Below are 19987 nucleotides of genomic sequence, written 5' to 3' on the forward strand. Positions count from 1 at the left end.
CTTAGCGAGCCTCCTCATCTGAGCCACAAAGAAGTGGCACGAGCTTTTCAAGCTGCATACTGTGAGAGCCCTTAAGAAGAATTACATCGTTGTCGTTCGCAGTTAAATTAATTGATTCTGCTATTTCCTTAAAATTCTTATCATTTGATTCACTGAACCATTTTACACAAATATTTGAATCAGTCTGAAGAACTTTTTCAGCAACTTTCATTTCAGGCCCAACAAGATATACCTGAGATGCATCAGTTTCACTAATACGTGTACCAACAGTCTCATGTGATTTTTCTGATTCTGCACCGAGCTCCTTCATATCACCAAGAACAAAAATCTTTTTGCCTACATTTTTAAGCTCATCACAGAAATCTATAACCTTCATCATTGAGTCGAGATTAGCATTATAGCAGTCTTTAATAAGAACAACTTTCTTTCCATTGCAAAGTACAGACTGGCAAACTTCCATACGACCTGAAATTGCAGCTACAGTTTCAAGACCGCGTTTAATATCAGCTGATGGAATTCCAATTTCCTTTGCACAGGCAATTACAGAAAGAGCATTCAGATAGTTATAACTTCCAGAAAGAGGAAGATTTACAGTAAGACCATCAAGTTCAAAAGCTGTTCCAAAAAGTCCTTTATCTTCAATAAATTTTACGCCACTCTTGTCAGCAGGAACATCCTTACCAAACTTTACAATTTTACCGCGAACACCTTTTGTACAGTAATCTGCAAACGGATCAGCTGCACCAACAATTGCAGCACCATCAGCCGGAATATAAGCAAGGCTCTTTCTCTTTTCAGTTGCAATGTTCTGCTGGCTTCCAAGAATACCAATATGTGCAGTTCCGATATTTGTGATGATTCCAAAACGAGATTTCAAAACCTTTGAGATTTCACCGATTTCATTTACACGGTTCATACCCATTTCAAAGATTCCGATTTTTTCATCACCACGAATCTTGAATACAGAAAGTGGAAGTCCTGTTTCAGAATTAAGGTTTCCGTATGTATATGCAACACCAGCATCACCAAAATGAGCGCGTGCTACACTTACCATCATTTCCTTAGTAGTTGTTTTTCCACTTGAACCTGTAATGCTTACAAGAATCATATTACGGCATTTCTTTGTAACATAAGCCTCTGCAGCATCCTGTAAAGCATGAAGAGTATTTTCAACACGAACAAAACAAACTCCTGAATTAGCAGCTGCAAGTTCCTCATAATAAGAAACCTTTTCCTGATATTCAGCTTCATTCATAAGAACAACAGATGCTCCTTTTTTTAAAACATCAGGAATATATTTATGGCCATTCTGGAACTCACCCATAAGAGGCACGAACATGCAAGGCTTTTCAGAACTTACATTACGGCTGTCTGTCTGTACGTCGTTAAATAAACATGGAGCACTGCCAATCTGAGTGCCCTTAACCGCTGTAAGAAGCTCTTCTTTTGTAAGCAGACTCTCTGTCATTTTTTCTCTCCCGTCATCTCAACACGAACTATATCTTCAGTTTCAGCCTTGTGCATTCCAAGTTCTTCAACTGCAATCTTTTCAATTCTATCAGCACTTGAAAGCACAGCAATGTCACTGACAAGCTTCTTATTTTCTTCAATCAGCTTTTCCTGCTTCTTTTCCAGCTCTCTGATTTCGCTGGTAAGAGCCATGTATCGCCTTGCCTGAGCTGCGTAAAGACACAAAATCAGAGGGATAGCAAGTACAAATACACAGAAGAAAAACTTAACTATAAAATCCTTAACACCACGCTTCATAAACTAAAAACCTATCACTCCATCCAGATGATATGGAGTATCATCCTTGATTTTTCGGATTACACGAAGCTTGGCACTACGTGAAGGAGAATTCTCCTTAACTTCTTTATCTGTAGGTGCAACAGGCTTACGGGTAATAAGCTCTGCACACTGCTCACCACCGCAACGGCATACAGCAACTTCAGGAGGACATACACACTGCTTGCCGAGATTGCGGAAATAATTCTTAACAATACGGTCTTCAAGAGAATGGAATGTAATTACACCCATTTTTCCGCCAGGCTGGAGACAGCCGAATGCATCATGCAAAGCTTTTGGAAGACGTTTTAATTCGCCGTTTACAGCAATACGCAGAGCCTGGAAAGTTCTTGTAGCAGGATGAATAGGACCATAGCGGTAGTTGGCAGGAACAGCATTCCAGATTACTTCAGCAAGTGCTTTAGAGGATTCAATACGTCCACCATTGCGGGCTTCAACAATAGCACGCGCAATACGGCGGCTGAGTTTTTCTTCGCCATAAAGATAGATTAAATCTGCGAGCTTTTCTTCAGGAAGTTCATTTACTAAATCAGCAGCAGACTCCCCTTCAGAAGAATTCAGACGCATATCAAGTTTTTCATCATAACGGAAAGAAAAACCTCTTTCAGATTTTTCATAATGAAAAACAGAAATACCGAGATCAAAAAGAATAATATTTGGACGCTTATATTCAGAAGGATAATCAGCATAGAAATCCTGGAACCAGCCGTTGTAAAAATGCACGCGCTCGCCAAACTCGCTAAGACGTTCTTTTGCACGTGCCTGAATAACCTTATCAGCATCCAGACCGATTATAGAAAGAGACGGATAGTTTTTCAAAAAGTTATAAGTATGGCCGCCCTCACCCAGAGTCGAGTCAATCATTAAAGCATCAGCTTCGAACGGCTCACCTACTGGAGAAAGATATTCCAGACACTCATTTAATAAAACCGGAGTGTGTACGATTTCCACTTTTTAATCCCACCTAATTTTAAAAAGTTTAAAAATTAATATCGTTGAATTCCTCAGCTGCATCGCGGAACGAATCCTCAGATTCAGCCAGGTAATCCTTGTAAGTCTGAGAATCCCAGAGTTCCATGTACTTTGCAATTCCAAGAACTACACAGTCCTTAGAAAGATTTGCATATTCACGAAGACTCTGAGGAATGGAAAGCCTGCCGTTCTTATCGAACTCTACAGGCTGTGCAGGTGCAACAAAGTGTCGTAAAACTCCTAAACTTTTGCTTTTCATCATAGAAGCATTACTCATAAGCTTCCCCTGAAAAGCTTCCCATTCATCAGTAGTAAAAAGCCATAAGCAGCGATCTAAACCTTTGGTAACCATAAGTACGTTTTGATTAACGGCCGTTCTCAATTTTACAGGAAACGAGACACGCCCTTTTTCATCAATCGTATTATTGTATTCACCAGTTAACAGATTCATACCCACTTACTACCACTTTTTACCACTTTTTCCCACTTATCTATCATTTTATACCAAAAATTCCTAAAGTCAACCACTTTTTTTGACGATAATATAAAAAATTTTTTGATTTTTTATATTTTACTTATACGGTTAAATACTATACTCTTTGACACACTGTATATGGCGTTTTCCACACTAAATGAAAGCAAACTACACAATTCTCTAAAAATCCTTTATCAGGAGATTTATGAAGGCCAGACAGAAACAGAACAGGATGGCTTTATTTACGATATAGTTACTAAAAACAGAAATATAATAGAAATACAGACAAAGAACCTTGCAAAGCTGTTACCCAAGATTCTAAAAACAATTGAGAACGGTCATAATATCAAACTGATTCATCCGGTTCCAACAACAACAAGAATAGAACTAAAAGACGAACAGGGAACAATAATATCAAAAAGAAAAAGCCCAAAAAAAGGAAGTATTTACAACATTTTCCGCGAGCTTACAGGACTTTATCCCGTAATCACAAACCCGCACTTTTCACTGGAAGTTATAGAAATAGAAATGACAGAAGAACGGACACGAACAATAGAACCCGTTCAATCAAAAAATGGCCGCCGCCGATTCCGCCGAAACTGGATCAAAACCGGAAAACGTCTGGACACCATAATAAACACAACAAGATTTTCAAAGCCGGAAGATTACTTAAAACTTCTGCCTCCACTACCCCAGCCGTTTTGCGCAAAAGATCTCAAGCAAGCCTTAGATAAAAATCCAGACATCCCAAAACACACCGCCGACGCACACCTCATCATGTGGGTACTTTCCCATGCAGGCCTCCTCGAACACTCAGAGACCAAGGGCCGTACAAAATATTACAAATTCCTCACAGAGCACATGGAGCCCACAGAGAAAAAATTATAATAAAAAAAGACCGTCCCATTCGGAACGGTCTTTCTTTTGCATGATTTATAGAAGACTACCAGTTATCAGCCATGTCATCTTCATCGTGGTTTTCCATGTCATAAAGGTCTGTTACAACACGAAGGTCATCAAAGTACATATAGTATGTACCACGAGCCTGCATTGGATTACAGTCTACACGGAAACCAAGAATCTTAAGGCCAGGCTTATCACCGTAGTAAGCACTGTTCTGAACAATACCATGTTCTCCATCTGGACTTGGTGGAACTACACAGATAAGCTTTTTCCATCCAGAGAAACCAAGGCTTCCCATGTAAAGCTCATAGTTGCGTCCAAAATAGTCCTGAACAAGAACATAAAGTTCATGATCCTGATTACGTCCACAAACCCATACAGAAACAGTCTTTGTTACACCCTCAATTGCAAGAGGACGTCCAGACTTAATTGTGAAAGAGTTTCTACCACGGCGGAAGAAATCTACTCTTACACCAAGTACATTTACATCTTCTGCTTCTTTACCTTCATCTTCTGGAAGTGGCTCCTTCATAGCAGGATTACCTTCAAAAAGACGACTTGTAATTACACCATCATCAGCAGACATGTGAACGTTCCATGAACCTTCACGCTCAAACTTGTCTACAGAAACTTCGCGCAATGCTGACTCAGCTGAATCTGCACCAACATTTTCCGGATTAGGCTCCTGAAGGCTTGAATTCTGAGCGAAAGCAACACCCATAGCGAGCACAGCAATAATACTAATTGTTACAAGCTTTTTCATTATTTAGCCTCCGAAACATCATCTGAATCCGAACTGTCACCAAAATCAACTTCATTCAACTCATAACCATCGTAGATAAGAGAGAGAGAATTAGATGTGTATTTGATCTGATCAAAGTAAACAACAAAGTTATCAACATACTCTTCAGCATCTGAACGAATTCTGAAACCTACAAATGTAAGGTTTTCAGGACCAGAACGAAGATGTGAACTCTGCTGAATCCAGCCAGGAATATTTACAATAATATTTTTCCAGCCATGGAATGCAAGACTTCCGGCAGGAAGAACCTTTACAGTTCCAAGAGCATCTCTTACCATAACTTCAAGATAGTAGTTATAACCAGCACCCCAGATCCAGAAATCCATCTGAGAAACAGTTCCTACAAAAGGAATCTCGAAAGACTTTCCGTCTGCTGTAGGATAAACTTCGAACCAGTTATCACCCTTACGTTTGAAAGCAGTTTTTACACCGAAAACCTTAAATTCCTTATCTTCACCCTTATGAAGCTGTTTTAAAGAATTTGGAACACCTTCAAAATAGCCTGTTTTAGGATATCCATCTGCAATAAAGCGGCTTGAACCAACTTCCCAGTCCCAGCTGTAAGCTTTACCGTTGTACATATAATTCTGCGAACCGGCAGAATCAAAATCATCCAATACGAATGTCTCAATGCTGCGTGAATTAGGCTGAGCAAAAGCTGGCAAACCTATTACAAACAGACATGCAAGACCAATAAGAACTTTAAGTTCCCTTTTCATGCAAAACTCCTTGAAACTTTTATCAGACCGATAAAAAGATTTATACCCTTTAATTATCGGCAATAACAGTCAAATTTATAACTCATTCAATTATATTTCCTATGATATTATTTGTCAAACGAAATTCTAGGTTTTAGGTGTTAGGTTTCAGGTTCCAGGTTTTAAGCGGGGGGGAAGTCTCCCCCTCGGCCGCACTTCGTTGCGGCCTACCCTCTCTAACGGGGGACACCCCCGTAACGCCCCCAATATATTGAATAAACCTTCAATTTATTTTATTATTTACATCAAAGAAATCTCAGGCGATGTACGTCTGAATAAAGGATGTTAATTATGGCTAACATTATTAGTTACAAAGATCTCGGCCTCGTAAACACACGTGATATGTTTGCAAAGGCTATGAAAGGCGGATATGCTATTCCAGCATATAACTTCAATAACATGGAACAGATGCAGGCTATCATCATGGCTTGTGTTGAAACAAAATCTCCTGTTGTTCTCCAGGTTTCAAAGGGAGCTCGCGCTTACGCAAACGCAAATATCCTCCGCAACATGGCTCGCGGTGCTGTAGAGTATGCTCACGAACTCGGATGTGATATTCCTATCGCTCTTCACCTTGACCACGGTCCAAACTTCGAAGTAGCTAAAGACTGTATCGACAACGGATTCTCATCTGTAATGATCGACGGTTCTTCACTCTCATACGAAGACAACATCGCCCTCACAAAGAAAGTAGTAGACTATGCTCACCAGTTCGACGTAACTGTAGAAGCAGAGCTCGGAGTTCTCGGTGGTGTAGAAGAGGATGTTGCTGCTGAAGAATCTAAATATACAAAGCCAGAAGAAGTAATTGACTTCACTTCAAAGACTGGATGTGACTCACTTGCTATTTCTATCGGAACTTCACACGGACGCTGTAAGTTCACTCCAGAGCAGTGTACACGCCGCGAAGATGGTACTTTGGTTCCACCTCCACTGGCATTCGATGTTCTCGAAGCAATCGAAAAGCAGCTCCCAGGTTTCCCAATTGTACTCCACGGATCTTCTTCAGTTCCACAGATTTACGTTGCAGAAATCGAAAAGTACGGCGGAAAGATTCCTAACTCTGTAGGTATTCCAGAAGAACAGCTCCGCAAGGCTGCTAAGTCTGCAGTATGTAAAATCAACGTAGACTCAGACGGACGTCTTGCTATGACAGCTGCTATCCGTAAGCACCTTGTTGAGCATCCAGAAGACTTTGACCCACGTCAGTACCTCACAGACGCTCGTGCAGAACTCGTAAAGATGTATGCAGACAAGAACCGCAACGTATTCGGTTCAGCTGGTCATGCACTCGACTAGTTCTCTATAATGGTGGTTAAACTTTTCTAAACCACCATAAAAAAAGACTTCGTTGAATAACGAAGTCTTTTTTATTTAACCTTATTCTTTATCCCGAACCGTAAACACGCCAAGTCTGCTTAGAATAAACAGTATCGGCAGTGTTGCACAGAATATTCCGCTGAGCACCAGAATCAAAAAGTAACTCATATCAAGAATATACATAGTTTCCACAACAGATGGAAAAACAATACTTACAACCGCCGTAATAATCCAGATAGCAGCAAAGAAATGTTTTTTAGCAGTTATTGTTTTTTCAATATGCTTGGCACTAAGTCCCAAAGAAAAAATCATAACCGTAAACAGAGTTGGTTTAATAAACAATGGAAATGTTGTAATGATTTTTTCTGAGCCAGACAGAATTGTGTATGGCAGATAAATCAAATAAAAAGAAATCAAAAGTGGAAAAAGAGCTTCTATTTTATAAGAAATTGTATCCTTAGAAATAAGAAAAAATACTCCGTAAAGAACAATTACAGGAAGCAGAGACTGTCGAAGCAGCAGATACCACATATTCAGTTCAAATGAATATGGAATTACTCTGTGTGAATATAAAAAGAAAGCCCTGAAGCCACATACAAGCACGGCAGAAATGAGTCCGGTAAAAATAACAGGAATCATATGCGGGTTTCTTTTATAAAAACACCAGGATGCAAGAATCAATGGCAGTAATAATAACATAAAAAGATACATGCTTAAAAAATACAGTTTAGCACCGGTTTAATCAACCTTTTTAGCGCGGATGCGCATTATGCTTGCCCTGCCCTCCACTGTTATTTTTTCACCAGGCTTTACTGCATAAATTTCTTCTGCAAGAATCTTCTGCCCGATTTTTTCTTCTGATGTACGTATTACAGCCTTATCTTCAGAAAGCACATACAAAAGCTGTACATCTGAAGGCTCCCCTGCATCTCCGGAACAATACATGCTCCAGCCGCCTTTTACATCAATCCGTTCAAGAGAAAAATACTTACAGTCAAAATCACCAGGGAATGGAGCTACAGGCTGCATTTCCTCGCGTTTAATTACTGCAAGACCTTTTTCAATATGAACTTCACGGCCGCGCCCCCAGTCATAAAGACGATATGTCAAATCGCAGGACTGCTGGGTTTCCATAAGTCTCAAACCGCCGCCGATTGCATGAACTGTACCGGCAGGAATATAAACAAAGTCACCAGGTTTTACATTTACAAACTCAAGATACTGTTCAAGATTGTTTTCTGTAATTGCTTTTGCAAGCACTTCGTTTGAGTAGCCTTCTTTAATTCCGTAAACAAGTTTTGCATCAGGAGCGGCATCGAGTACATACCAGCACTCAGTTTTACCGCGGTTACCCTCGCCTTCAAGTTTTACAGCCCAGTCATCATCCGGGTGTACCTGAATGGAAAGAGTATCATTTGCCTGAATAACTTTTATGAGAAGCGGATATTCACCGCCGCAGAAGTTTTTAAACTCCTGCTGGCAGCCATTAGGATGTGTAGATGCAATCCAGAGCTCATAGCCCCAGATTTTATCTGATTTTATTGAATTCAGTTTTAACATAGTAGACCATCCGTCATTGCGAGGAGCGATAGCGACGTGGCAATCTTTTTATAGATTGCTTCGCTTCGCTCGCAATGACGTTATTTCTCCCATAATTTCTCTGGATAGTAGCCGTCTTTAATTTTCTTGGCGATTTCGTCCTTTACAAGCTGGCGGTCTTCAGGATATGTCATACCGAACCAGGTTTCTGTAGAATTAAAGAACTTAATGATTCCCTTATTGTGAGCAATAATATCACTTGCAGCAACAGGAAGAAGAGCCTCAGCCTTAGGAGCCTTTGAATTATTGGCAATAAAGTTTTCCCAGTAAACATGGAATTCTTCAAATGCCTTGGGACTAAAGCCGAACAGATTCATACTAACCCATTCTTTTCCAGTAAAGAGCTTTTTCTCTCCATCTGGCATCTCGCTGATAATCTGATCTTTTTCATCATAATAGATCTTGAGATTTTCAACGATATTTACAAGTTTTTCATCTGCAACTGTACAAACACCACGGCTTACAGAACCAGAACGGCTCATTGTATTACCAAGAATATATCCAACCATTGCATGATCTGTACAATCGTTATCAATTGATGAAAGATATTTACCAAGCACATCAAAAGCCTGACGTCCATAATAGTCATCAGAATTGATAACGGCAAAAGGTGCATGTATTGCTTTTTCTGCACAAAGGACAGCATGAGTTGTTCCCCATGGCTTTTCACGGCCTTCGCTGTCTTTAAGCTGCTGTGGTGTAAGAAGACTTTCGTGCTGCTGGAAAACATATTCAGCATCAAAATTACGTGCAACGCGGTCAAAAAGGCGCTCACGGAAAGCCTGTTCAATATCCTTACGAATAATAAATACAACCTTTCCGAAGCCGCTTTTCATAGCATCATAAGTTGCAAAATCGAGAAGACATTCGTCATGAAGTCCTACTCCGTCTATCTGTTTTACTCCACCATAACGGCTGCCCATACCGGCTGCGAGAACTAACAATGTTGGTTTCATTATACTACCTCTAAGAAATTTAAATAATTAAGCAATTATTGTTTCAAGAGCAAGTTTCATCATGTCCTTAAAGGTTGTCTGACGTTCTTCTGCTGTAGTAGCAGTTCCCTTAAGAATATGATCACTTACTGTAAGAATTGTAAGAGCTTTTCTGTTAAATTCAGCTGCCAAAGTATACAGTTCAGCAGACTCCATTTCAATTCCCTTTGCTCCATATTTTTTCCAGAGCTTCCAGTTTTCATTATCATCATAGAAACGGTCACTTGAAACACACTGTCCTACAACAGTTTTAAGGTTCATTTCTTTTGCTTTATTGAAAGCTGTATACAAAAGTTCAAAATCTGGAACAGGTGCATAATGAAGTCCACCGAATCTCTGATTCTGAAGAGATGAGTCTGTACATGCACCGTTTGCAAGAATTACATCGCGAAGTTCTACATCTTCGCTTACCGCGCCACAAGTTCCAACGCGGATAGCTTTCTGAACTCCATAGCAGTCAAAAAGCTCGTGTACATAAATTGAAAGAGACGGCTGTCCCATACCGGTTCCCTGAACAGAAACCTTTACGCCTTTGTAGGTTCCTGTAAAACCTAACATACCGCGCACTTCGTTATAACATACCGGATTTTCAAGGAAATTCTCGGCAATAAACTTAGCCCTCAGAGGGTCACCTGGAAGCAGAATTTTATCTGCGATTGCTCCTTCGGGAGCGTTAATATGTGTACTCATAACTATGTATTATAATTCAATTCCTATAAGAAAACAATTCCAAACACCGCGCCAAGCAGAATTACTGCAATCGGATGAAGTTTAACCTTAAACAAAAGGAAAACAAATACTCCATACGCAGCAAGACAGATCCAGTTAAAAAGTCCTTTCCAGCCTTCAATTGTTGTAAGTACACTTATCGATTCGGGAACATTTATAAGTGTAAACATAATAACCTGGATAACCGGCACAAGAATAAGACCTGTAGTTACCGGACGTAAAAAGGCAAGAGATCCTTTTACATACGGGTTATCATTAAAGTTTTTTAGAAAACGGGCAATAATCAGGATGATTATAATTGATGGAAGAACCTGAGCACCAGTTACAATAAGGGCACCTGGAACACCATATAATTCATAACCGATATAGGTTGCCATATTGATTCCGATTGGACCAGGAGTACTCTCAGAAATTGCTACCATATTATAAAACTGTGCCTGAGAAATAATTCCGGTAGAAACCAGAGACTGCTGCATAAGTGTAATGGCTACCTGACCGCCGCCAATTGTAAACAGTCCGATAGAAAAGAATGTTAAAGCCAGCTGTAAGAGAGTCATTATTCACCCTCCTTTGCTTCAGCAGATGATTTCTGTTTCTTCTGACGGTAAAGCGTAAGCAGACTTCCGATTATCAGGGCGAAAACAATTATCCACACAGACTGTACTTTAAGAAAATAAATCAAACCAAAAGCAAGAAGCATAAACACTGCATTCCATACGCTTTTAATTGTCTTTTTAGAAAACTTTACAATTACACTTGTAAGAAGGGCCGCAACTGCAACATTTATTCCATGCAGTGCTTTCTGAGCCATCGGATATTTATCAATAGAACTGATGGCACCGGCCAGAAGCATTATGATTACCCAGGATGGAGTTACAACACCAAGAGTTCCTATAATTCCGCCGAACCAGCCGAGTTTTTTATAACCTACAAAGGTCGCTACATTTACAGCAATAATTCCCGGAGTACTCTGACCTATTGCAAAATAATCAATAAGTTCTTCTTCTGTAATCCAGCCTCGTTTCTCTATAAGTTCCCTCTGCATAATCGGCATCATGGCAAGTCCACCACCAAAGGTAAAGGCACCGATTTTCAAAAATGCCAGATACAGCTCCACAAGTTCCCTGAATTTATTTTTCATTTTTATCCTCAAGAAGTTTATTACTCAGAGAAAGCTGAACACAGGTTCCATGAGGTTTATTACTCTTAATCACAAAGCTTGCACCAATCTGATTGGCTCTATACTGCATGGAGTTTAAACCGAGTCCCTTACTATTTCCGCTTTCTTCATTCACAAAGCCAACGCCATCATCAATTACCTTAATAACAGTTTTTCTTGTTTCGGGCATTACACTCACCCATACATTCTTTGCTTTTGAATGCTTAAGAATATTATGCAGGGCTTCCTGAATGATTCTGAATATATTAAGTTTCTGAATCTTATCAAAATGAACACCTTTTGGCATCCCCCATTCATACTGGCAGTTAATTCCAGACTGTGCAGCAAAGGAATTACACAGATTGCTTAAACTATGGTTCATACCAAGGCTTTCAAGCTCAACAGGATATGAGTTATGCGCATACTGACGGGTTGTCTGAAGAGTTTCTCCAATCAGCTGTGCAAGTTCAAGCATCTGACTTTTTTCAACCGGAGTATCCTGATTTGAATAGCTTCGGCACAGCATTGAAATACCGGCCAGACGCTGACAGATATCATCATGAAGGTCGTTACTAAAGCGCTGACGCTCCAATTCACTGATTCGGAGAACCTCAGCCTCAACTTCCATTCGGCGGTTATTTGCTTCTACCAGTTCTTTCGTACGCTCATTTACTTCACGCTCAAGGAACTCAGAATGTTTTCGGCGTTCTTCGGCCATTGTCATTCGGTTCAAACCATGTGCAAGATTGATGGCAATAGAACTGAGGTACGGAAGTACATTTTCATCTGCCTCATAAAAGATACAGCCAATTATTTCGTTACCTACAATAAGGAATTTCAAAATCATTGCAGGCTTAGTATGCGGATCAATATCATAAAACCTTCGGTAAAACTGACCTAAAGGCATTTTCATTTCACGGTCAAATTCATAACACTCATTACCGCTGCGGCGGACAAACAGAGGATCAACCGGCATATTCTTAAGATGACTGCTCTTTAAATCACCATTTGAAAAACGGAGAATTGCAAAGTTATTCATTCCAAGTTCATTAAGATTCTGCCTTACTACATATTTAAGAGCTCCAAAGGTTTCACCGTAATTCAAATCCTGTCCGATATGGCTTACCATTCTAAGCAGGGTTTCTGACTGAACGTAATTTGCCTGCATTGCACGGAACTGATCTTCATCAGTTGCAAAATCATCCTTACTGCCTTTACAACCACAAGACTTTCTGTATACAACACGCGATTCAATAAAAACTTCCTGCGGAACATTCTTTCCTTCGAGAACCTCTTTCATAAGTTCAAGAGATTTTGCACCAATTTCATTCAAAGGCTGATGTACTGTTGTAAGTGAAGGGATTTCAAAGCGTGCCTGTGGAATATCATCGAAACCTGTAACGGCGCATTCCTTAAAACCCGGCTTGTTACAATGAATCTTAAAATACTTATAAACACCAATTGCCATATTATCGTTTGCACAGACAACGACATCTGGAAATTTACTTTCTTCATCCATGTATTCGCCCATAGCACGAATAGCGGCCACTTCGGTAAAATAACCTCGTTTTAATTTATACTGTAAATCAGAAAACCATGGTTTATAGGCTTCCATAGTTTTAGTAAAAATCTGTTCTCGTTCTTCTGCATCCGGATGATCTTCTGCACCGCTGATAAAAAGAAACTTCCGGTAATTGTGTGTAAGAATCAGGTGTTCAACAAGCTGCTTCATGGAATCTTCTGTTTCAATCAAAACCGAAGGAATACCTTCAATTTTCTGTCCGACAGAAACAACAGGAATCTTTCCCCAGATTCTTTCTACATCATCCTTAGTTGTAAAATCAGCGTTTCCTGTAATAACTGATGTAACAAGAATAATTCCATCAAGGTCAAAATACTCTTTTCTAGGAAAGCGCGAAACCGGTTCGTCTTCTGTAATTTTTGCATTTTCCTGCTGAAAACAAACCAGTTCAATTCCAAGACTTTGTGCTTTCTGTTCAATACCTTTGTATACAGAAATCTGATATTCTTCATCAAGAATGTTTAAAACAACTCCAATTCTCATAGAAATATATTATACCCTTATTTTAAAAAATATGATATTATATAGGTATGAGTTGTAATGTAATTATTATTGATGACCATCCTCTTTTCAGCCGCGGACTTGCGCAGCTTATTGAAACACAGAAGGACTACAAAGTTATTGGAATGGCAAAAGACAGAAATGAAGCACTTTCACTTCTTGATACTACTACTCCGGATCTTGCCATAGTAGACTTAAACCTTGGACAGGAAGATGGACTTGAACTGATTAAAGACATCATCATAATTCATCCTCAGACCAAGATTCTCGTGCTTTCAATGCATGATGAACGCTTTTATGCAGAACGTGCCATTAAGGCTGGTGCAAAAGGCTATATCATGAAGGAAGAAGCCGAATCTCAGGTTATCAACGCCATTAAAACTGTTACCAGCGGCGAAATTTATCTGAGCGAAAATGAGAAGAACCGCATTAAGGAATTGTCTCAGGGTAAGCCTGAATCAGGTGAACTTTCAGACCTTATCAGTGCACTTTCTGACCGCCAGCTCCAGATTTTCACTCTTGTAGGAAAGGGTCTCGGAACTGTAGAAATCGCAAAGAAACTGAACCTCAGCATTAAAACAATTGATACTCACAAGGAAAACATAAAAGGAAAGCTTCATTGTGCTTCATCTGCCGAATTACGTCAGATGGCCATTGAATGGACAAACAAAGCTATGTAACAACTGATTTTTAATTTATGAAAGTAATTATTTATTCTCCTGTAAAGGAAATAAGTCACATCATTTCGAAACAGTTGACTTGTCAGGGTCACAAGTGTGTTATCTTTGAATATTTGGAGGACCTTTCTTCGTTGATCAGAAATCTGAAGAAAGGTCCAGACCTGATAATTTTAGACTACCTTTCTTTCAATCATGACCTGTTCAATATTTATACCTACCTGAATAAACTTAACAAACAAATCCCTGTTATATTTTTTAATGATCCCTGCCTTACAAGAAGTACCAGAGCTGCACACTGGAAAGCAATCTTAGAGATGACTCAAACAAAATATCTGACGCAAGGTTTATGCAATTATTCAGAAATCTTTACTACCCTGGAAAAACTTGTTGAATCAGAAGCTCTAGTTCCTTACATTCCTTTACTGCAGCCCCCTAAATTATTTCCCAAGAACTTTCTGAATGAAAACAATCTTCTTAAGCTAATCAACAACGATAACCTTGATTACATTACTTCCTTCAAATTAAGAAATAACCTGCCGAATAATCTATTCTATCTGCTTAATATTTTTGAGGAAAACAAAGATCATCCTATGGAGCTGAGTAAAATTATTGATTGCTATAAAAAAGATGGTAAGAAGATTTCGGAACGTTCACTTAGAGTTCATATTTCAAATTTAAAAAGTATTATCCGAAATGATGAGAAACATGAGTTTATAATTGATCAGGATAAGGGAACCTATCGCTTAATAAGGATTGTAGAATAAAAAAAGCGGCGAGAAATACTCACCGCTTTTATATAAAACTTCTACTGAAGAACCTTAGCAATACGTTCAAGAACCTTCTTGCGATCAAGAGGTTTAATGATATAGCTCTTAGCACCAGTCATGAGAGACTTCTTTACAAGTTCCTCTTTTCCGAGAGCAGAAACCATTACAACTTTTGCATTCTTATCAAAAGCCATAATCTGTTCAAGAGCTGTAATACCGTCCATCTTAGGCATTGTAATATCCATTGTTACAAGGTCAACATTAGGACAAAGTTCCTTGTACTTATCAACGCCTTCTTTTCCATCTGCAGCAGTTGCAACAATCTCATATCCTTCACTTGAAAGAATCTGTCCGAGCTGCTTTGCAACGAACATAGAGTCGTCAACAACTAATACTCTGAAGGATGTACCGTCGTCTTTTCTACCCTCAGGCGGACGCTCGTTAATGTTTGGAAAATCGTTTGTAGTTTTCATTTTCTTACTCCTTTAGAATATTTTATGCACGTTCCCTGATAGAAACGTTTACTTCAATCTTACCACAATCAGAAATAAGAGGAACGATAAGTGCCTCTACACTGTCTGTAGTACCACCAAGAGCTGCAATTTCCATCTTCTGTCCAACAAAGAGAGCTGGTGGTGTAAGGTCAAATCTGAATCCAAGTTCATGAAGCTTTGTTACAGCCTGAGCAGTAATAAGGTTAGCAAGCTCACTGATTGTAGCCTTAGCCAAATCATCAAATTCCGGCAGAGTCTCACCGTTCATTGCAGACGCAATATTCAATGCAGTTTCCATAGTCATATCAAAAAGAACACGACCTTCTACATCTCCAGCAAGACCAACCAATGCAGCAACACCCATAACAGGCATAGCAGTTGATTTCAAATACAAATCACCGCGTTTTACCTCTGCGCCTCCGAGCACTTCCTGTAGTACACGGAATGAAGTTTCAACAAACGGGTTAATATACTCTACTCGCATCTTAATCTCCTATTTATTTGCTTAATTAATCCTTTGTATACGCCACAAGCGTACCAACAGCATTCTCACCAAAACTAAAGGAATCAGGCATGTCCTCGTTTTCTCCGATTACAGCAATCGCATTTCCCTTCATCTTTTCAATAAAGTCGGAAACTACAGATTCCTGAGACTTTTCATCCAGCAGGGAAAGAATATCACGTGCAAAAATAATGTCTACTGTTGGCAGAGCATTAGTGTGTTTACAGTCATGATACTCAAACATAATACTGTCTTTTATTTCCTGATTAAAAGTATACTCGCCATTTGCTTTTTTTGTCAAATAAGGAGCATACCAGTCTGAAGCCAGATTTGCTGGAACTGACATAAGCCCTGCATTAGATACATTAAGAAGGTCTATATCCTGTGCATAGATTCTGATTTTTGCATCAGGATAGCGTTTCTTAAGTATGCATGCCAGAGAATATGTTTCCGTACCTTTTCCACAGCCCGGATTCCATACAACTATCTGCTTCGCAGCATTATCAGGAAGAACCTTGGCAACAGCATCAGCATATTCAGATGACCACCAGTTGTTTGTAAATGGAGACCAGAAAGTCTTGAGGAAATCATCAGCATCATCAGAATTCTGAAGCTGAGTCTTTTTTGTTTCCTTAGACCATTCCAAATATCTGTGCTTTACCCAAGTCGAATTTACTGATGATACAGTGAAATTCTTATAGGTAAGAAGGCTTTCGCTTATGAACTTAATATCAACAGAAGAGTCTTCCTCTTCTGCGGCACCACCAGAAATTCCTCTTGCAATATCCGATGGTGATTTTACCATTCCGCCCTGTACTACAGCTGCAGCCTGATTTTTAGGAACATCTGCAACCGATTGAGGCTGTTTCATTATTTTCTGAGGTTTCTCATAGTTTGCTCCTGGAGCAACAGCTTCTGCAGATTCCTTAGAAGAGAAGATACGTGTTATATCAAGCAGGACATAAAGTCTGTTATTGCTTTCTACAACACCATCAATGTATTTGATATTGATATCACCAAACAATGGATGTGGTGGCTGAATTGTACTCTTTTGAACACCAATTACCTTGTCGATTTTATCTACTACAACACCAAATTTCTGATCTTCTACCTGAAGAATAAGCATATTTTCGAGCTTATTTTCTTCGCGAGGAGGAACTTCGATATTGAAGAAGATTCTTAAATCAAGAATAGGAATGATTTCACCACGAAGGTTATAAACACCAAGCACAAAAGGAAGAGTGTTAGGAACGAACGTAAAGCGTCCAGCCTTTGCAATTTCCTTCACATGCATGATGTCGATTGAATAATCCTTGTCTGCAAGTGAAAAAGTTACCATCTTAAAATCAACAATAGTGGCATTTTCTTTCTTTTCTTCAAGCTGCTGAAGTTGTGTTGCAACTAAAGTCTCATTTTCTGCACTCATAAAAAACACCTCTATTACTGTACATACTGAGCCTGTTCCTGAGCCTGAGCAAGAAGCTCCTGCTTAACACCAAGCTCAAGAAGCTGACCAACATCAATAATCAGTGATACAGAACCATCACCAAGGATTGATGCACCAGCGATTCCCGGTGAATTAGTGAATTGATCCTTCAGAGGTTTAATAACGACATCCTCTTCTCCGATAAGAGCATCGACCATTACACCAATCTTCTTTTCCTGTGTACCTACGATTACAATGTAGCATTCATCCGTCTGAACAGACTCTGTTATACCAAACAGACGTGACAGACGAAGTACACTGATAACCTCGTTACGTACATTCAAAATTTCATAATTATCAATATGATTGATTTCTGAAATATTAATGCACTGACTTTCAATAACGTTTGCAATTGGAATTGAGTAAACTTCTCTTCCAACGCGAACAAGAAGACCCTGAATAATAGCAAGAGTAAGTGGAAGCTTGATAATAAATGAAGTTCCCTTACCTTTTGCAGAGTTGATGGAAATTGTTCCCTTAAGGTTATTAATCATTGTCTTAACAACATCAAGTCCAACTCCGCGTCCTGAAATATTAGAAATCTTTTCTGCAGTTGAGAAGCCCGGCTGCATAATCAAATTGAATGCATCCTGTTCTGTAACTGCTTTATCCGGATGAATAAGACCGCGTTCTACAGCCTTCTTTCTGATTTTTTCAACATCAATTCCGGCACCATCATCTTTAATTTCAATTACAATCTGGTTACCTTCGTTAGAAGCCTTGAGGAGGATTGTTCCTGTTTCAGGCTTTCCTGCAGCAGCACGAACTTCTGGAGTTTCAATACCATGGTCTACTGAGTTACGAACACAGTGCATGATAGGATCGAGAAGATCTTCTACTACAGACTTATCAAGTTCTGTATCCTCACCTTCAATTACCAGGTCAATCTTTTTATTAAGATCGCGCTGGAGGTCGCGAACTACACGAGGGAAACGGCTGAAAATCTGGTTGATTGGAACCATTCGGATTTTCATTACGCCTTCCTGGAGGTCGCCTGCAATTGTACCAAGGTTCTGTGTGTAAGAACGGAACTTACCGGAAATACTCTTTGCTTCTGATTCGTACTCATCAAAAATATTACTGAGTGAACCATATTCTTTAAGAATATTCTTTCTGATATCTACAGCAGCAACACCTTCTTTTATCTGCTCCATGTAATCTGGAAGCTTATCAAAGAGATTATGAAGGCGTTCTTTATATTCTGCTTCAATTGACTGGAAATGAGTAAGTTCTGCTGCATTCTGCATTGCAAGCTGATTGAATGAAGCCTTGTTGATTACAGCTTCAGATACAAGGTTCAAAAGGTTATCGATACGGCGTGAGTCTACGCGGAGGATTGAGCTCTGCTGTGCATGAGCTGCTGCAGCTTCTTTCTTAGGTTCTGCTTTCTTTTCCTCTTTCTTAGGCTCAGGCTTAAGTACATTGTCGTTGAGAATATCACCCAAAAGTTCTGACTGAGCTGCCGTCATATTTCCAGCAGGAACATCGTCTGAAGGAGTGATTGGAGCTGAAGCAACCGGCTTTGGAGCTGCAGGTTTTGGTGCAGCTGCGGCTGCCTTTGCTACTGCAGGATCTGCAAGAGTACCTGTAGTATAATCTTCCAGAAGATGAGCATCTGTTATAAGTGTTACATCACTAAGGAATGCACAGTCTTCAATTTCTGCTCCCTCTGCTTCTGTAGCCACATAATAGAATACATTTTCATAGAACTGATCTTCGTAAAGGGCATCAAAATCAGGAACAGTCTTAAGTACGTTTCCAACATTCTTAAGTGCAGCAAATACCTGAATACCACCAACTGTATTCATTGGATTACTTTCATCAAACTTAACTGCAATACACCAGAGCTTCTGCTTACCTTCGCAGGTCTGCTTGAGTTCCATAAAATCTTCTTCTGTAATATCCGGAAGAATAAGTATATCTGATGAAGAAGCTGCAGGTGCTGCTGCAACCGGTGCAGAAGCTGGCTTTGGCTTTGGAGCTGCAGTTTTTGGTGCAGTGGCCTTTGCCTTAGCAGGTGCCTTTCCATCTTTAGAAGGAATAAGTCCCTGAAGTTTTTCAATAATTGAATCGATATTTTCTTCGTAAACGCTTCCATTCTGGCGTGCTTCAAGCATTGCCTTGATTACGTCTATAGAAGTAAGAAGAAGATCAACTACATCTTCATCTACCTTAATTCTATCGGAACGAATCTCATCAAGCACATCTTCTACAGTATGTGTAAAGTGAGAAAGCTCCATCATCTCTACTGTTGCAGAACCGCCTTTAAGGGTATGTGCGGCACGGAATATCTCATCGATCGCTTCGTGATTAGAAGGATCATTTTCAATAACGAGAATATTACTCTCCAACTGTTCTACCTGTTGTTCTGCTTCTGCGAAGAAGTCCTTCAACAGTTCTTCGTTATTTGGGTCAAGATAATCACTCATATAGAAATATTATACCCCGAAAATCACA

21 protein-coding genes are annotated in these 19987 nt (G+C 39.5%); 4 read left to right on the forward strand and 17 right to left on the reverse strand.

Going from position 1 to position 19987, the window contains the following annotated elements:
• Position 1 precedes the first annotated feature (1 nt).
• Genes AABJ44_RS09835 through mraZ form a run of 4 tightly spaced genes read right to left on the reverse strand, consistent with a single transcriptional unit; the run spans position 2 to position 3229 of the window.
• The gene (locus AABJ44_RS09835; protein ID WP_338368796.1) at positions 2–1468 is read right to left on the reverse strand and encodes a UDP-N-acetylmuramoyl-tripeptide--D-alanyl-D-alanine ligase; all 1467 of its coding nucleotides are present in this window, start codon (positions 1466–1468) and stop codon (positions 2–4) included.
• Complete coding sequence (locus tag AABJ44_RS09840; RefSeq protein ID WP_074640011.1) at positions 1465–1767, reverse strand: septum formation initiator family protein; 303 nt, start codon at positions 1765–1767, stop codon at positions 1465–1467. Before AABJ44_RS09840 ends, AABJ44_RS09835 begins: the two co-directional genes overlap by 4 nt.
• A 3-nt stretch (positions 1768–1770) precedes the next feature.
• Positions 1771–2757 (reverse strand): 16S rRNA (cytosine(1402)-N(4))-methyltransferase RsmH, encoded by a 987-nt coding sequence (rsmH, locus tag AABJ44_RS09845; protein ID WP_074640010.1) that lies wholly within the window; start codon positions 2755–2757, stop codon positions 1771–1773.
• A 28-nt stretch (positions 2758–2785) separates the two neighbouring features.
• Entirely contained in the window at positions 2786–3229 is a 444-nt protein-coding gene (gene mraZ / locus AABJ44_RS09850) for a division/cell wall cluster transcriptional repressor MraZ (RefSeq protein ID WP_083379651.1), read from the reverse strand.
• Between the two features lie 162 nt (positions 3230–3391).
• On the opposite strand from mraZ, the gene AABJ44_RS09855 reads away from it, so the two are divergent.
• Positions 3392–4141 (forward strand): DUF8091 domain-containing protein, encoded by a 750-nt coding sequence (locus AABJ44_RS09855; RefSeq protein ID WP_338368801.1) that lies wholly within the window; start codon positions 3392–3394, stop codon positions 4139–4141.
• Positions 4142–4196: 55 nt separating this feature from the next.
• Here the strand turns inward: AABJ44_RS09855 and AABJ44_RS09860 are convergent, their stop codons facing one another.
• Positions 4197–4919, reverse strand: coding sequence for a flagellar filament outer layer protein FlaA (locus AABJ44_RS09860; protein WP_074640007.1), 723 nt, complete (start codon positions 4917–4919; stop codon positions 4197–4199).
• Positions 4919–5677, reverse strand: a complete 759-nt coding sequence (locus AABJ44_RS09865; RefSeq protein ID WP_074640005.1) for a flagellar filament outer layer protein FlaA — start codon at positions 5675–5677, stop codon at positions 4919–4921. The genes AABJ44_RS09860 and AABJ44_RS09865 overlap by 1 nt, the downstream gene beginning before the upstream one ends.
• A 339-nt stretch (positions 5678–6016) precedes the next feature.
• Between AABJ44_RS09865 and AABJ44_RS09870 the strand changes: the two genes are divergently transcribed.
• Positions 6017–7015 (forward strand): class II fructose-bisphosphate aldolase, encoded by a 999-nt coding sequence (locus AABJ44_RS09870; protein ID WP_074640875.1) that lies wholly within the window; start codon positions 6017–6019, stop codon positions 7013–7015.
• A gap of 81 nt (positions 7016–7096) precedes the next feature.
• Here the strand turns inward: AABJ44_RS09870 and AABJ44_RS09875 are convergent, their stop codons facing one another.
• From AABJ44_RS09875 to AABJ44_RS09905, 7 genes are all read right to left on the reverse strand, one after another.
• Positions 7097–7675, reverse strand: coding sequence for a hypothetical protein (locus tag AABJ44_RS09875; RefSeq protein ID WP_074640003.1), 579 nt, complete (start codon positions 7673–7675; stop codon positions 7097–7099).
• A 99-nt stretch (positions 7676–7774) separates the two neighbouring features.
• Positions 7775–8596 (reverse strand): type I phosphomannose isomerase catalytic subunit, encoded by an 822-nt coding sequence (locus tag AABJ44_RS09880; RefSeq protein ID WP_074640002.1) that lies wholly within the window; start codon positions 8594–8596, stop codon positions 7775–7777.
• Between the two features lie 80 nt (positions 8597–8676).
• Positions 8677–9591: a hypothetical protein gene (locus AABJ44_RS09885; RefSeq protein WP_338368805.1), complete on the reverse strand. Its 915-nt coding sequence runs from the start codon at positions 9589–9591 to the stop codon at positions 8677–8679.
• A 27-nt stretch (positions 9592–9618) separates the two neighbouring features.
• Entirely contained in the window at positions 9619–10320 is a 702-nt protein-coding gene (gene deoD / locus AABJ44_RS09890; protein WP_074639998.1) for a purine-nucleoside phosphorylase, read from the reverse strand.
• 23 nt (positions 10321–10343) lie between these two features.
• On the reverse strand, positions 10344–10916 hold the full coding sequence (locus AABJ44_RS09895) for a chromate transporter (RefSeq protein ID WP_338368809.1): 573 nt from the start codon (positions 10914–10916) through the stop codon (positions 10344–10346).
• Positions 10916–11500, reverse strand: a complete 585-nt coding sequence (locus AABJ44_RS09900; protein ID WP_338368811.1) for a chromate transporter — start codon at positions 11498–11500, stop codon at positions 10916–10918. The genes AABJ44_RS09895 and AABJ44_RS09900 overlap by 1 nt, the downstream gene beginning before the upstream one ends.
• A complete protein-coding gene (locus tag AABJ44_RS09905; RefSeq protein ID WP_338368814.1) occupies positions 11490–13583 on the reverse strand; it encodes a substrate-binding domain-containing protein in 2094 nt (697 codons plus the stop codon). Before AABJ44_RS09905 ends, AABJ44_RS09900 begins: the two co-directional genes overlap by 11 nt.
• 47 nt (positions 13584–13630) lie before the next feature.
• Here AABJ44_RS09905 and AABJ44_RS09910 point away from each other — a divergent pair, with 47 nt between their 5' ends.
• A complete protein-coding gene (locus AABJ44_RS09910; RefSeq protein WP_074639991.1) occupies positions 13631–14281 on the forward strand; it encodes a response regulator transcription factor in 651 nt (216 codons plus the stop codon).
• A gap of 17 nt (positions 14282–14298) precedes the next feature.
• Positions 14299–15045: a hypothetical protein gene (locus AABJ44_RS09915; protein ID WP_338368817.1), complete on the forward strand. Its 747-nt coding sequence runs from the start codon at positions 14299–14301 to the stop codon at positions 15043–15045.
• Between the two features lie 41 nt (positions 15046–15086).
• Here AABJ44_RS09915 and AABJ44_RS09920 read toward each other — a convergent pair whose 3' ends face one another.
• The 4 genes from AABJ44_RS09920 to AABJ44_RS09935 form a co-directional block, all read right to left on the reverse strand.
• Entirely contained in the window at positions 15087–15521 is a 435-nt protein-coding gene (locus AABJ44_RS09920) for a response regulator (protein WP_074639988.1), read from the reverse strand.
• A gap of 22 nt (positions 15522–15543) precedes the next feature.
• Entirely contained in the window at positions 15544–16026 is a 483-nt protein-coding gene (locus AABJ44_RS09925) for a chemotaxis protein CheX (RefSeq protein WP_022930957.1), read from the reverse strand.
• Between the two features lie 25 nt (positions 16027–16051).
• Positions 16052–17383 carry a CheR family methyltransferase gene (locus tag AABJ44_RS09930; protein ID WP_422100128.1) on the reverse strand — a complete coding sequence of 444 codons (1332 nt, stop codon included), beginning with the start codon at positions 17381–17383 and terminating at the stop codon, positions 16052–16054.
• A 101-nt stretch (positions 17384–17484) separates the two neighbouring features.
• On the reverse strand, positions 17485–19959 hold the full coding sequence (locus tag AABJ44_RS09935; protein ID WP_074639984.1) for a chemotaxis protein CheA: 2475 nt from the start codon (positions 19957–19959) through the stop codon (positions 17485–17487).
• Positions 19960–19987 lie beyond the last annotated feature (28 nt).

It is taken from the genome of Treponema bryantii (assembly GCF_036492245.1).
Lineage (GTDB): Bacteria > Spirochaetota > Spirochaetia > Treponematales > Treponemataceae > Treponema_D > Treponema_D bryantii_C.